We start from the raw sequence: 13,577 nt of genomic DNA, 5'->3' as shown, positions 1-13,577 counted from the left end.
AGAATACCCGCCGCCAGCGGCGCTAAGGTCAGCCGCTGTTCCGCAGCGCGCTAGCCAACCCGTTCATCGTCAACAGAATGCCGCGCCGCACCATATCGTCGTCGTCCCCCGAGCGGTATCGCCGAAGCAGCTCGACCTGCAGGTGATTCAGCGGCTCCAGGTACGGGAAGCGGTTGAACACCGAACGGGCCAGCGCCGCATTGTCGGCCAGCAGGTCGTCTTGACCGGTGATCAGCTTGTGCATCGCGATCGTCCGTTGATGCTCGTCGACGATCTTGTCGAACACCCTGCGCCGCAGCGATTCATCGGCCACCAATTCCGCGTATCGCGCCGCCAGCCCCAGGTCGCTTTTGGCCAGCACCTGCGCCATGTTCGACAACACACCGCGGAAGAACGGCCACTGCTGATAGAGATCGTGCAGGACTTCGACTCGCTCGCTATCGCTTTCGGGGCCCGCCGCGATCCACTGCTCGAACGCCGACCCGGTGCCGTACCAACCGGGCAGCATCACCCGCGACTGGCTCCATGCCAACACCCAGGGGATGGCGCGCAGGTCGGCGATCGACTCGGTGGGCTTTCGTGATGTCGGACGGCTGCCGATATTCAGCGACCCGATCTCGCTGACCGGTGTGGATGCTTTGAAATATTCGACGAAACCCGGTGTCTCGTGCACCAATTCGGTGTACGCCTGACGGGCCAGCGCGGCGATCTCGTCGAGCACCGCATAGGCCGGTTCCGGCTCGTCGCCGAGACCCTCCACGTCGAGCAGCGTCGACTCCAAAGTCGCCGCCACCAGACTCTCCAGATTCCGTTGCGCCGTCTGCGGTTCGGCGTACTTGGCCGCGATCACCTCACCCTGCTCGGTGAGGCGCAGCGAACCCTGTACCGCGCCGGGCGGTTGCGCGAGGATGGCTTGGTAGCTGGGTCCGCCGCCGCGCCCGACGGTGCCGCCGCGACCATGGAAGAGCCGCAACCGAATTCCGGTTTTCCGAGCCACTTCGACCAGCGCCAGCTCGGCTCGATAGACCGCCCAATTCGCGGTGAGGTATCCACCGTCCTTGTTGGAGTCGGAGTAGCCGAGCATCACTTCCTGGCGGTCGCCCCGAGCCGCCACCAGTGCCCGATAGATCGGGAGTTCCAGCATCGCGTGCAATATCTCCGAACCGTTGTGCAGGTCGTCGATCGTCTCGAACAGCGGGGAAATACCGACGGGGCAATAGGGTTCGGGTCCGGAGACATCCAGCAGCCCGGCCTCTTTGAGCAGGATCGCGGCCTCTAACACGTCCGACACGGACTGGCACATCGAAATGATGTAGTTGGGCACCGCCGCGGGACCATAACGCTTGACGGCGTGCGCGGCCGCCTCGACCACACTCAATTCCTTATGGGCCAGCTCCGACAACCGGGCGCGGTCGCTGAGCAGTGGTCGCCTCGTACTCAACTCGCCCGCCAACAGTTCCACCCGCTCGTCTTCGGGCAGCGAGCCGTAGTCGGGGTGCACGCCGGCCCATGCCAGCAACTCGGCGACCACTTCCTCGTGTACGTCCGAGTTTTGCCGCATATCCAAGCCACTCAGGTGAAACCCGAAGACGTGCACGCCCTCTCGCAGCAGGCCCAGCCGATCCTCGGCCAGCACCGCGCTGCCGTGCGCGCGCAACGAGGAGTCGATGATGTCGAGGTCGGCCCGCAGTTCGTCCGGCGAGGCGTACGCCGTGAGACCAAGGTCGAGCAGGTGCAGCGGTTCGGAGTCCAAGATCTGCGCGGCGGTCACGCTGAGCCGACCGCGAATCACCCGCACCGCCCGCCGGTAGGGCTCGTCGGACCTGGCCTGCTCGGGGCAGCCGCGCTCCAGCTCCGTCAATTCGGTTGTGACAGTGACTAATCGAGCCGACATCGATAGTTCTTGCTCAAGATCGGTGAGTTCGGACAGGTAGTGCGCCACCGCGGCGAAAGCGGCGCTGCCGGTGGCCCGCCGCACGATGGCGGCGGTCACGTTCGGGTTGCCGTCGCGGTCCCCGCCGATCCACGACCCCGGCTGCAGGATCGGCTCACCGAGCAGCTCGGCGTCGGGCCACCGGGCGCGCAACGCGTCACGAACACCGGCGTTGACCTGTGGAATCACTTCGAACAACGCAGCCTGGTAATAGCGCAGGCCGACGTCGATTTCGTCAGTGATCTGCAGCCGGGACAGCCGGATCAGCGCGGTCTGCCAGAGCGTGAGCACCTGGCGGCGCAACTCGCGTTCGATGCTGCGGCCGTCGCCGGTCTCGCGAAAGCCCTCGGCGTGCAGTCGCATCAGCTCTGTGATCCGGTGCTGGGCGACGAAGACGGTGCGCCGGCGAGTCTCGGTGGGGTGGGCGGTGATGACCGGAGAAACCAGCGCTCCCTTGAGCGCATCGGCGACGGTTGCCGAATCCAGCTCTGCGGAATGCAGTTTCGCGTAGGTGGCGGCCAGACTGCTGTCTTGCGGTGGTTCGCCGGCGTCGACGTGAATATGACGCCGTCGCTCGCGGTGGATGTCTTCGGCGACGTTGGCCAGCAGCGCGAAATGGCTGAACGCCCGGATGACCGGGAGCGCCTGGCGGATGTCGATGCCGTCGAACATGTGCGAGATCTCGTCCCGATCGATTTCGGAACGACGCACCCGGAACGACTCGACGCGGGCACGTTCGACTAAGTCGAATACCTCGTCGCCGTTCTGCTCGCGCACCGTGTCGCCGAGGATGCTGCCGAGCAACCTGATGTCGGCGCGCATCGGCTCGGTCGCCTCGCGTCCGATCCGGGTCCGTTGCACGGCACCGATCGGCGCCAGCGCGGCGTCAGAAGCCTCAACCATGTGTCTCAGTATCGGTGCGAACGACGTAACCCGCCTGCCGACAAAACTGGGTCAGCGGTATTTGATCTGTAGCGCCATGCCGATGATGCACACCAGCCAGATGCCGACGACGAACACCGTCAGCCGGTCCAGGTTCTTCTCCACCACGGTCGAGCCGGACAAGCTGGACTGCACGCCACCGCCGAACAGCGTCGACAGGCCGCCACCTTTGGCGCGGTGCAGCAGCACCAACAGGACCACCAGAACACTGGTGACCACCAGAGTGATTTGCAGGCCCAATTGCATGCCGCAACCCTACCTGGTGGGCTGCGAGCAGCCCCAACCGACGCTCGGAGCGGCTACGGGAGGGGCCCGCCGGCGGCGATGGCAGCCAAGGTCGCGAATTGCTCGCCGTCGAGCGACGCTCCCCCGACCAGGCCGCCGTCGACGTCTTCCTGCGCGACGATCTCGCCGACGTTCTTGGCGCTCACCGAGCCGCCGTAGAGCACTCGCACCGTCTCGGCGACCTTGGGTGATGCCAGCGCGGCCAGCTGCTCGCGGATCGCCCCGCAGACCTCCTGGGCGTCCCCGGCGCTGGCCACCCGGCCGGTTCCGATCGCCCAGACCGGCTCATAGGCGATGACGACCTGGCCGATCTGCTCGGCCGACAGTCCGGCCAAAGACTCGCGCACCTGCTTCTCGCAGTGGCTGACATGCTCGCCGGCCTCCCGTACATCGAGATGCTCGCCGACGCACACGATCGGCGTCAGGCCGTTCTTGAGCGCGGCGCCGGCCTTGGCGGCCACCAGCGCGTCGTCCTCGTTGTGGTAGGTGCGCCGCTCGGAGTGGCCGACGACCACGTAGCTGCAGCCCAGCTTGGCCAGGAAGGCGCCGCTGATGTCGCCGGTGTAGGCACCGGAGTCGTGCGGGGACAGGTCCTGGGCGCCGTAGGTCAGCCGCAGCTTGTCGCCGTCGACCAGGGTCTGCACGCTGCGCAGGTTGGTGAACGGCGGCAGCACCGTGACGTCGACCTTGTCGAAGTACTTGTCCGGCAATGCGAATGCGATTTTTTGCACCAGCGCGATGGCCTCGAAGTGGTTGAGGTTCATCTTCCAGTTGCCGGCGATCAATGGCTTACGGCTCACGGCTACTCTCCTTCGCTCGGCTGCGGGCGACCCAACACCTCGATGCCGGGAAGCGTCTTGCCCTCCAGGTATTCCAGCGATGCCCCACCGCCGGTGGATATGTGTGAGAACTCGCCCTCGGGAATCCCGAGCGCACGCACCGCGGCCGCGGAATCACCGCCGCCGACCACGCTGAACGCGCCCTTGCCGGTCGCCGCGACGATCGCCTCGGCGACACCCTTGGTGCCGGCGGCGAACGCCGGGAATTCGAACACGCCCATCGGGCCGTTCCAGAACACCGTCTGGGCGTTGGACAGCAGCGCCGCGAAACGCTTCACCGACTCGGGCCCGATGTCCAGGCCGATCGCGTCACCTCCGATGGCATCTGCCGCAACGGTCTGCGGTGTCGCATCGGCAGCGAACTTGTCGGCCACCACGATGTCCATCGGCAGCCGCAACACGTCGACGTAGGTGTCCAGCAGCCGACGGCAGGTGTCCACCATTTCCTCTTCGAGCAGCGACTTGCCCACCGGAAAGCCTTGTGCGGCAAGGAAGGTGAAGCACATCCCGCCACCTATCACGATGCTGTCAGCCTTGGTCGCCAGCGACTCGATGACGCCGAGCTTGTCGGACACCTTCGACCCGCCCAGCACCACCGCGTAGGGGCGAGTGGTCGAGCTGGTCAACTGCTCCAGCACCCGGATCTCCTCGGCCACCAGCGTGCCGGCGTAGTGCGGCAGCAGCGTGGCGATGTCGTACACCGAGGCCTGCTTGCGGTGTACGACGCCAAAGCCGTCAGAGACGAAAGCGCCTCCCGGCCAAACCAATTCGGCCAGCTGCTTGGCCAGCGCGAGCCGCTCACCGTCGTCCTTGCTGGTCTCGCGCGGGTCGAAGCGGATGTTCTCCAGTAACAGGATGTCGCCGTCGGTCAGACCCTCGGCACGCGCCAGCGCATCGGTACCCACCACGTCGCCGGCCAGCTGAACATGCCGCCCGAGCTGCTCACTGAGCGCGGCGGCGACCGGCGTCAGCGACAGCTTCGGGTCGGCACCGTCCTTCGGGCGACCCAGGTGCGCGGCCACCACCACCTTGGCGCCAGCATCCAACAGCGCCTTCAGCGTTGGGACCGACGCGATGATCCGGCCCGGGTCGGTGATCGCACCGGCGTCGTCGAGCGGCACGTTGAGATCGGAGCGCACCAACACCGCACGACCCGAAACGCCTTCGGACAAAAGGTCTTCGAGGTTTGGAACGCCCACGGTTTACAGCGACTTACCGACCAGCGCGACCAGGTCAACGAGACGGTTGGAGTAGCCCCACTCGTTGTCGTACCACGAGACCACCTTGGCCTGGTTGTCGATCACTTTCGTCAACCCGGAGTCGAAGATCGAGCTGTGCGGGTCGGTGACGATGTCACTGGAGACGATCGGCGCGTCGTAGTACTTGAGGATGCCCTTCATCGGACCCTCGGCCGCCGCCTTCATCGCGGCGTTGATCTCGTCGGCGCCGGCCGGCTTGCGCAGTTCGGCGGTCAGGTCGGTGACCGAACCGGTGGGAATCGGCACCCGCAGCGCGTACCCGTCGAGCTTGCCCTTCAACTCGGGCAGCACCAGGCCGATGGCCTTGGCTGCGCCGGTCGAGGTCGGGACGATGTTCAGGCCCGCCGCCCGGGCGCGGCGCAGATCGCTGTGCGGTCCGTCTTGCAGGTTCTGGTCCTGGGTGTAGGCGTGGATGGTGGTCATCAACCCCTTGACGATGCCGAACTCGTCGTTGAGGACCTTGGCCAGCGGCCCGAGGCAGTTCGTGGTGCACGACGCGTTGGAGATGATGTTCTGGCTGCCGTCGTACTTGTCGTCGTTGACGCCCAGCACGATGGTGATGTCCTCGTCGCTGGCAGGCGCGGAGATGATCACCTTCTTGGCGCCTGCGTCGAGGTGGCCCTGCGCCTTGTCGCGCTTGGTGAAGATGCCGGTGGACTCGACGACCACGTCGACGCCCAGGTCACCCCATGGCAGTGCGGCCGGGCCCTCGCGGACCGCCAGCGCCTTGATCTTCGCCGGGCCCACCACGATGGCGTCGTCGCCTTCCAGGCTGACGTCGTGCGGCAGCCGGCCCAGGATGGAGTCGAATTTCAGCAGGTGCGCCAGGGTGCTGTTGTCGGTGATGTCGTTGACCGCCACCACCTCGATGTCAGCTCCGCCCTGCTCCTGCTGGGCAAGCAACGCACGGTAAAAATTGCGTCCGATTCGACCGAAGCCGTTGATACCTACTCGGACTGTCACTTGTGTCTCCCTCGTCTTTCCTGAGTCTGGCGGTGAACCCCTGGCCGTCAGCCTAGATCAGTAGCAGCAACGGTTGCGGAGCCGGTAAGAGTCCCGGACCGTGCAGGAGGCTATGCCCGCGTGCTTTCGAATTCAAGCCGTGGGCCGTCGGGACAAACGCCGAGCTAGAAGACACCGACCAGTTCAGGCCGTGGATGAGACGTAGGTTGCTGCGGCCCTACCGGACCACCAGCCGCGACCCCCGCGGGAGCGGCGGATCCTGCGCTGTGGGCTGCACCACAAATCGGCGCTGCAGGTTCTCGATAAGGCGGTCGAGGGCTTTGCGCTCCTGCTCTTCGATGCGCGCGGTGCGCCGGAAAACGGACGCGCTTTCGGCGTCGTCTCGGGCCTCGGCGACAGCGATCGCCTTGTGGTAGCCGTCGATCCGCTGGTCGATCAAACGGCGGTTCTGGGTGAGCAGACGCAGAAAGTAGTCCGCCTGGCGCTGGTCCGCGGTGTCGGCCGCATATGTGACGCGATCAGCAGCGGCGGCGGGCCGGTGCGCGCTCAGCGCCCCTGCTTGATGAACATGGCCCGGGACCGGACGGACCGCGGCGACGTGTGGTGTCCGCCCGCGTCGGTCACGCCCACTACTCGAATGGTGCGGTAGGACCGGACGTGGATCCGGCTCCTCGGGTAAACCAGCGAAGTCCATTGTTTCTCTCTCAACTGGCATGTCATTAGTCAGCTCGGTAACAATAACTCCCGGAATGTGGCCTGCACCATACGCTTCGGCGCGAAGCTTAGGTCGCTTTTGCTAGCACAGAGTAAATGCCCAATCAGCCGCTCGGAGGCGCTGACTCCTTCGGCGGCTCCGAGGCGCTGGCTACCAAGGACATTGAGCGGTCGCGTCCGCACCACAACACCGCCACGAAAGTCGCCGATACTTTGCTGTAGCCTTTCGAAAGCTTGCGTCACGCTGTCCCGAAGTAGTTGCGGGGCAACCTTATTACGTCAGACGTCACAACGTGCTTGCGATTGCCGCAATGTGGATTGCGGGCAACCCGCGGTCAGCGCGCAGCGACAAGCTGACGGTCCGTTATCCACCCATCCATCGCCCGGACGATCGGGAGCGGGAAGGCAAGAGCGTTTGCCTGTTAGGCATCCACTGCGAGTCTCTAGCTACCTAGCCTGGGACCGTCACACCCAAAAGGTGACCTGTTCACTGCTACCGACCAAAGCGCGGCCATAGATCTCGCGGCTGAGCCCGGTGTTGATGCTGGGATGGCGTGCCGCGGTCTCCAAGTCCCGCCACAGACGCTGAATCGGGCTGGAGGCGGCCATACTGGCGGCTCCCGCGACACCAAGCAGCAACCCCATTGCAGCGCGCAAACAAGCCGAGGCATGCCCGGCATCCATCCGCACCCGTGCGCGATCCACCGGGTCGAAGGACTCACCGGCGGCGGCGGTGGCATCCAGCATGTTTGCCGACCGATATACGTGCAACCGTGCCGTGTCGATGCATGTGGCCGCGTCGGCGAGGGCAGCTTGTGCGCTCGGCGAATCGGCAAGGCGCCGATAGTTGGACATTGCGAGCGGCTTGTCCCCTGCCACGATCACCGTCACGTGGTCGAACGCTGCCTGCGCCGAGCCCAGCATTGGGCCGACCAGCATTAACGGCAGTGCAGCCAGTGGAATGCGGTACACCGGCTCGACGGGCGCCGCTAGCCCGGAGAGGACCACGCTCAATTGGCAGACTCGGTGCTCCGGCACGAACACCGAATCGGCAACCAGGGTGTGGCTGCCCGTGCACCCCATGTGGAACTCGTTCACTGATCTCACGCATGACCGTCTCGGCATCGGGAAGGTTCACCGAGCCGTTGAAATGGACTTTGGTAGGCGGCATTTCAAATCTCCTGCACTTCTTTGGACTCTTCGATCCATCGCAGCGGCTGCGACGCCTGAATTCGGCCCGCAGGCTGACTCATGCGGTGCCGAAAACCATGGCATCGCCGATGCGGCTGAAGCGGTGCACAATTGCATCGGCAAGGTAGTTTTGGCCCACTTTCCAGGGACGCTTATTCCCCGACTTGGGCAGTGCGTGCACACTCCTCGTCACATACCCGGAGGTGAGATCGAACAGTGGACGCTCCGGCATCGTCCCGGCGCCACGATGCGGATACGCCATGCCAGCAGATTAGCGACTGAACGGGCGGTCATGTCAGCGCGCAGAGTCCAGCTCAGACCCGCGTAGCCGATGCACCAGGCGAGGTTGGGGACATCTTCGATCATGCGCGCCTTGTACATGTACCGATCTTGCGGCCTTATCTCAGCACCATCAATGCTGACCGCGATCCCGCCGAGGGCCAACATGTTCATCCCAGTGGCTGTCACGATGATGTCGGCGTCGAGGTGCTCGCCGGATCTCAGCGCGATTCCGGTGGCATCGAAATGGTCGATGTCACCCGTGACTACCTCGACCCTGGCGTCGCGTATTGCCTTGTAAAACTCGTTGTTGGGCATTATGCATATCCGCTGATCCCACGGGTCGTATCGCGGCGTGAAGTGGGTGTCCACGTCGTAGCCATCGGGCAGCTGATCGACAGCCGCTTTGCGCAGGATCTTCTTGACTAAGCTCGGAGCCCGGTGTGAAAGTTCCCACAACAGGACCTCGACGACCGCGATCCTGAAGCGGGTGAGCGTGTGCGCGGTTATTGAGGGCAACATCTTTCGCGCAAGCGTGGCGCCCGGGTCTACCTTTGGTAACGACAGCAGGTAACTGGGTGAGCGCTGCAACATCGTCACCTTCGCGGCCCGCTTTGCCAACGAGGGCACCATCGTTACGGCGGTGGCACCGCTACCGATGACGACCATCCTCTGGCCCAGGTAGTCCAGGTCTGCGGGCCAATGCTGAGGATGAATGATGGTGCCACCGAACTGTTCGGCGCCCGGGAAGCCAGGCGCATAACCCTGGTCGTAATCGTAGTAGCCGGTGCCGAAAAACAGGAACCGAGCTCGCAAGACCGTCGGCGTTGCCGCGGCGTCGACAGCGGTGCGCACCGTCCACGTGTGAGTAGCGGAATCCCAGTCTGCCGAACGAATATGGATGTTAAAGCGGATGTTCTTGTCGATCCTGTGTTTCTGCGCGGTCCTGGTGATGTACTCGCGAATCTGTTCGCCACCGGCGATGGCCTCTGGCTGGGTCCACGGTTCCCACGGAAAACACAACGTGTATGTGCTGGTGTCGCTGCGCACGCCCGGGTACCGGAAGAGGTCCCAAGTGCCACCGACCTGGGCCCGCCGCTCCAGGATGACGTAGCGCAGGCCCGGGTTGCGTTCGGCAATCCGATAGGCCGCTCCGATGCCGGAGATGCCCGCTCCAATGATGATCACGTCGAAGTGGCCCGACGATGTATCTGAGGGCGAAGAGTCCTGCGGGGTTGCTGTCATCGAGGAAAGACCTCTCGGTGTTGGACTAACTTGTGCTGCTTACTGATTCAGAACCATCGAATCGTGAGGCGGCTGGGCACCTACTCGGCGCCTTCACCATGGCTCCCATACCTGCGTCGCCGCATCGGCGATAATCAGAGCGACCTCCTCCGGTCGGGACAGCATCGGCGAATGACTGCTCGGCATGCGGCGGACATACGTTGCACGTTTGGCCATCTGCGCCTGTGCTGCCGCAGGGAGTGCCCGGTCCTCGTCACAAATCACATAGGTGGACTCGATCTCACGCCACGCCGCCTGCGTAAGCTGTTCTGTAACAGTGGAATAACTCGAAGGCAGTAGACGCTCAATCGCCCGCCTGGCGTCATCAAGAGGCACATCGGAAAAAATGTTTCGAACGGTCGCCCAGCACTGAGCATGTCGTCCTCGACAATCCACCACGGGGCGGGTCCGCCAACGACGCCGAGCAGCGAGTCGCCCACGTCAAGCTGAAATGCCGCAAGATAAATGATGTGTGCGACGTTCTTAAGGCCCACGGCCGCCTGCGTGGCGACTATACCGCCGTAGGAATGCGCCACGACCACAACCGGATCCTCGATGACCTCAAGCCGACGACGAACCGCAACCGCGTCGTCATGCATGCCATAGCGCGGCTGGTCTTTGGCCGCCACGCTTGGCAATGCGACCGTCTGCGCTGACCATCCCAGCGCCGCGAGTCGGTCAACAACCTTGCCCCAGACCCACACGCCATGAAAACCCCCATGGATCAACATGATCTGGATGCGCTTGTCGACGTTTGTGGCGCCAGTGTTTGCGATGTCATTCACGGTCGCGGCCTTTCTCGGATGTGAATTGTTTCTCGTGTTCTCCGCCCGCGTCGCCGACCATGTCCAGGCCGATCTGCGGCGGCCGGATGGCTGCCGCCGACGAAAGGTGGGAGCGGCGGGTCGATCAGTTAATAGCTGGGGTCGTGGCTCCAGACGCCTAAGTTATTTCTGGCGGTTGTGTGTGGGCACGACGAGCACTATGCGCGTGCGCTTGTGCACCGGTGCGTGAACAACAGACTGCCGTGGGCGCAGTTTCCTTGGCGGGCAGATAGCCAAGTACGGTGAGCCACCGCGAGTTTTGCAAGGCACGTCCAGTCTCATCGATAACCAGATCGACTGTTAATTGCGATATTTCAGTGCTGTCGACACGCGACTTAATCCGCACTCCACTGATGATTTGTCCGTCATCGGTACGGACGATTCCTAACACGTCGCGGTGGCCGACGATCTCCACGTCTGGCAATTCTCTAACTCGCTCACGCACCAACTGTTCCAACAGCCCTCTGCTGCAGAAACATCCGATGCTTCCGGAGGTTTGGGGATTTTTCGGGTGCACGTCTATCACCCTGCCGGACCGCACGCTCGGACGGATGGCTCCCGCGGCGAGTAGCTCAGCGTCGAAACCTGGAAATCGCTTGTTCAGCGCAGCCAGTCCGTCGGCAAGGAGGAGGTGCAGGTGCTTACCCTGCGATACGTCGCGGCACCCGGAGATACGGGCGGGCAGCTGATCTCGCTCCATCAGCATCACCTGGCCGAAGGTTTCACTCAGCGCGGAGGCGGCCAGGAGCCCGGCCATGCCGGCACCGATTACGACGGCTTGAGTCGGTTCGATCATGACAGCAAGCATGGCGCCGGTCGATGGTCAGTTACCAGACCATTCGGTGCTCAATAACGGCCCGTTTCCGGTTTCAGTTCCCAGTTCCACAGTGCTTCGCAGATCCGTTTGGTTCCGCCGGCGAGGTGTCGACGGTAGGTGCTGAATGGCAGGTTTAGCTGTTCGGCCGCGGCTTCCTGGGTGGGCACTGGGCAAAAGAACGTGGTGTGCACAGCACGGTACTGCTTGACGGCACGGACATCGTCGGCCAGCACTTGGACGGCCTCGTTCAGCAGTCCGCGCAATTCGTGCCCCGTATCCGCTAAACCTGTGCCACACAAGGGGTTCGCGTCCAGGGCGGCGTCGTGGCCAACGTGTCGCAGCGCTGCGCGCACCGCCGCATCGAACGCGCGGCGGGGCAAGGCATGGCGCGATGGCTGGGCAGCCACGGCGGGCCGGTGGCCGGATAGGACCTCGGTGTCCTGCCGCATCAGCCACGACTCCAACGGCATGGCGCGCCAGTCGTGGCCATAGAGCAATAACTCCCGCCCGCCGACCGTCACCCGCTCGCTGATTGGCTGGTGCTCAACCGTTTTGGCTTGGCTAACCCACGGTTCAATGTCCAGTAGCACCAGGAACGACCAGGCCAACCGATGTGCGCACAGCCATTCCGCAACTATCCTAGTGACCATGAGGTCGATTGCCGGCGAGGTCTTTGCATATGCCTCGACGTCGACAGTGAAGCGCGAGACAGCGATGTACTCGCCGGGACGGGTAGGGCCATCGGTGGCACAGTGGCGCCAGGCGGCCGCGATGACCGGGTCGGCGGCTATCTCCTCCGGTTCGGGATGGTGCAGCCGCAACCACGCGGAGAACGCGACGATCTCGCCGGTATCAGCCTTGCGCTGCAGGTGGAAGGCGTCCGGTTGGCGGTCGAGCCAGAATCCGGCGATCCGGACCGATTCGGCGTCCTCACACTCGGCGGTCAACCGCAACACAGCTGCCCGATCCTCGGGCAGGTAGGGGGTCTCGTAGACCTCGCCGCGTCCGGCCCACGTGAGGTACCCGGCAAGCGAGCTGGTGTGTCGATAGAGAAAGAGCCACGAGCGCGCGGCCTCGATTACCTCGGGGCCCGAGGCGGCGCGGACGCGGTCGAGGACATGATCGTGAATGGTGCGGTGCAGTGACCCGGAGCCTTCCGGGTCACGCCAGCGTAGGTCTTGGCTCAGTAGATCCCGCACTACGTCGTGCGGATACACACCGTAGCGGCTGGACTCGATGAACGGCAGACAACGCAGCCATTCGAACAGATCTGCGGCGCCGTCGCCGAGCGCGCTGCGCAGCAGTTCCTCGGTGGTGACCTCAACGTGGGCGCAGACTTCGAGGGCCTGCCGGTGAGCCGACGTAGGGATGTGGCCGATGAGTCTGTGCAGCAACGTCTTTACTACGTCCTGGTCTGGTCTCCAATCCTCGGGTGCGAATTCACGACCGGTTGCCAAGCCCGCGGCCAGAGTCAGTGCCAGCGGCTGACCGCCGGCGAAGTCGAGCAGCGCCGCATGCCGTTCCTCGGGCACTCCACGGACCGCAAGCAGCGCGCGCGACTCCGCGGCGTTTAGATCCGGCAATGTGATCACCCGCAACAGGTCGTTCCAGTCGGGATCGGTGCGCCAAACCGAGTCCGGCGGGAGCCGGCCCGCAATGACAACGAGTGCATCGATCGGCAGCCGGGGCAAGAACCGGGTGCGCAGCCAGCTTTCTAACGCCTGGCTCTGCTCGAAGGTGTCGATCACCAAAACCGCGCCCGCGGTCGTCAGCGCAGTGGCACACGCGACTTCGAAAGCCATTGGCGTGGCGCTCGTCACGTGGAAGTCAACCTCGACCACAAACCTGCCCGACGCGCGGGCGTCGTCGGCGAGTACACGTAGCAAGGCCGATTTCCCCGCGCCGCCGGGCCCGTGGATGTACAGCACCGAGAAGCCGTCCGGGTCGCGCAGCAAAGCGGAGTGGAACAACGCGCGCTCGACGTCACGTCCAACAAATGACCGCAATCGTGCCGCACGAAGCCGCTGCCCAAGAGTGCCTGGATCATCGGCGGGATGGGGGTGACGCTGTTTCGTCATGATTCCAACGATAACAAAATTTTGATATCAATGAGATTGCTGATATCGGTCTGCTCGATGGCAGTGCAAACACCGAAACGCTTGAGATGCCAGGCTGCCCCCGTCGACGACTTTGCTCCGATCGATGCGAGCAAATTGAGACCCCATCCGGGTATCCAGCCGAGATGAC

The 13,577-nt window shown here is 64.0% G+C and carries 10 protein-coding genes and 2 pseudogenes; 1 reads left to right on the top strand and 11 read right to left on the bottom strand.

Annotated features, from left to right (window positions below):
- Positions 1-28 precede the first annotated feature (28 nt).
- From ppc to H7K34_RS17595, 6 genes are all read right to left on the bottom strand, one after another.
- On the bottom strand, positions 29-2,836 hold the full coding sequence (gene ppc / locus H7K34_RS17620; RefSeq protein ID WP_264063271.1) for a phosphoenolpyruvate carboxylase: 2,808 nt from the start codon (positions 2,834-2,836) through the stop codon (positions 29-31).
- A gap of 51 nt (positions 2,837-2,887) precedes the next feature.
- Positions 2,888-3,121, bottom strand: a complete 234-nt coding sequence (gene secG / locus H7K34_RS17615) for a preprotein translocase subunit SecG (protein WP_264063270.1) — start codon at positions 3,119-3,121, stop codon at positions 2,888-2,890.
- Positions 3,122-3,174: 53 nt separating this feature from the next.
- On the bottom strand, positions 3,175-3,960 hold the full coding sequence (gene tpiA, locus H7K34_RS17610) for a triose-phosphate isomerase (protein ID WP_264063269.1): 786 nt from the start codon (positions 3,958-3,960) through the stop codon (positions 3,175-3,177).
- 2 nt (positions 3,961-3,962) lie between these two features.
- Positions 3,963-5,198: a phosphoglycerate kinase gene (locus H7K34_RS17605; RefSeq protein ID WP_264063268.1), complete on the bottom strand. Its 1,236-nt coding sequence runs from the start codon at positions 5,196-5,198 to the stop codon at positions 3,963-3,965.
- 3 nt (positions 5,199-5,201) lie between these two features.
- The gene (gap, locus tag H7K34_RS17600) at positions 5,202-6,221 is read right to left on the bottom strand and encodes a type I glyceraldehyde-3-phosphate dehydrogenase (RefSeq protein WP_264063267.1); all 1,020 of its coding nucleotides are present in this window, start codon (positions 6,219-6,221) and stop codon (positions 5,202-5,204) included.
- Positions 6,222-6,438: 217 nt separating this feature from the next.
- Positions 6,439-6,915, bottom strand: a complete 477-nt coding sequence (locus H7K34_RS17595) for a hypothetical protein (RefSeq protein ID WP_264063266.1) — start codon at positions 6,913-6,915, stop codon at positions 6,439-6,441.
- A gap of 116 nt (positions 6,916-7,031) precedes the next feature.
- Here H7K34_RS17595 and H7K34_RS17590 point away from each other — a divergent pair, with 116 nt between their 5' ends.
- Positions 7,032-7,157 carry a hypothetical protein gene (locus H7K34_RS17590; protein WP_264063265.1) on the top strand — a complete coding sequence of 42 codons (126 nt, stop codon included), beginning with the start codon at positions 7,032-7,034 and terminating at the stop codon, positions 7,155-7,157.
- Between the two features lie 243 nt (positions 7,158-7,400).
- On the opposite strand, the gene H7K34_RS17585 is transcribed toward H7K34_RS17590, so the two are convergent.
- The 5 genes and pseudogenes from H7K34_RS17585 to H7K34_RS17565 form a co-directional block, all read right to left on the bottom strand.
- Positions 7,401-8,042 (bottom strand): acyl-CoA dehydrogenase family protein, encoded by a 642-nt coding sequence (locus H7K34_RS17585; RefSeq protein WP_264063264.1) that lies wholly within the window; start codon positions 8,040-8,042, stop codon positions 7,401-7,403.
- 142 nt (positions 8,043-8,184) lie between these two features.
- Positions 8,185-9,650: pseudogene (locus H7K34_RS17580) on the bottom strand (flavin-containing monooxygenase).
- 93 nt (positions 9,651-9,743) lie between these two features.
- Positions 9,744-10,420 (bottom strand): annotated as a pseudogene (locus H7K34_RS17575) (alpha/beta hydrolase).
- 211 nt (positions 10,421-10,631) lie between these two features.
- Positions 10,632-11,309, bottom strand: a complete 678-nt coding sequence (locus tag H7K34_RS17570; protein WP_264063262.1) for an FAD-dependent monooxygenase family protein — start codon at positions 11,307-11,309, stop codon at positions 10,632-10,634.
- 50 nt (positions 11,310-11,359) lie between these two features.
- The gene (locus H7K34_RS17565; protein ID WP_264063261.1) at positions 11,360-13,408 is read right to left on the bottom strand and encodes an ATP-binding protein; all 2,049 of its coding nucleotides are present in this window, start codon (positions 13,406-13,408) and stop codon (positions 11,360-11,362) included.
- Between the last annotated feature and the right edge of the window lie 169 nt (positions 13,409-13,577).

This window comes from Mycobacterium montefiorense (genome assembly GCF_025823255.1).
Lineage (GTDB): Bacteria > Actinomycetota > Actinomycetes > Mycobacteriales > Mycobacteriaceae > Mycobacterium > Mycobacterium montefiorense.
Note: the sequence above shows the minus strand (reverse complement) of the source record. Positions and strands in the feature narration are given on the sequence as shown.

Excerpts from the sequence above, each read along its gene's own strand:
- ppc (WP_264063271.1), bottom strand. The coding sequence starts at position 2,836 with ATGGTTGAGGCTTCTGACGCCGCGCTGGCGCCGATCGGTGCCGTGCAA.
- secG (WP_264063270.1), bottom strand. The coding sequence starts at position 3,121 with ATGCAATTGGGCCTGCAAATCACTCTGGTGGTCACCAGTGTTCTGGTG.
- H7K34_RS17595 (WP_264063266.1), bottom strand. The coding sequence starts at position 6,915 with ATGGACTTCGCTGGTTTACCCGAGGAGCCGGATCCACGTCCGGTCCTA.
- H7K34_RS17590 (WP_264063265.1), top strand. The coding sequence starts at position 7,032 with ATGCCCAATCAGCCGCTCGGAGGCGCTGACTCCTTCGGCGGCTCCGAG.
- H7K34_RS17570 (WP_264063262.1), bottom strand. The coding sequence starts at position 11,309 with ATGATCGAACCGACTCAAGCCGTCGTAATCGGTGCCGGCATGGCCGGG.
- H7K34_RS17565 (WP_264063261.1), bottom strand. The coding sequence starts at position 13,408 with ATGACGAAACAGCGTCACCCCCATCCCGCCGATGATCCAGGCACTCTT.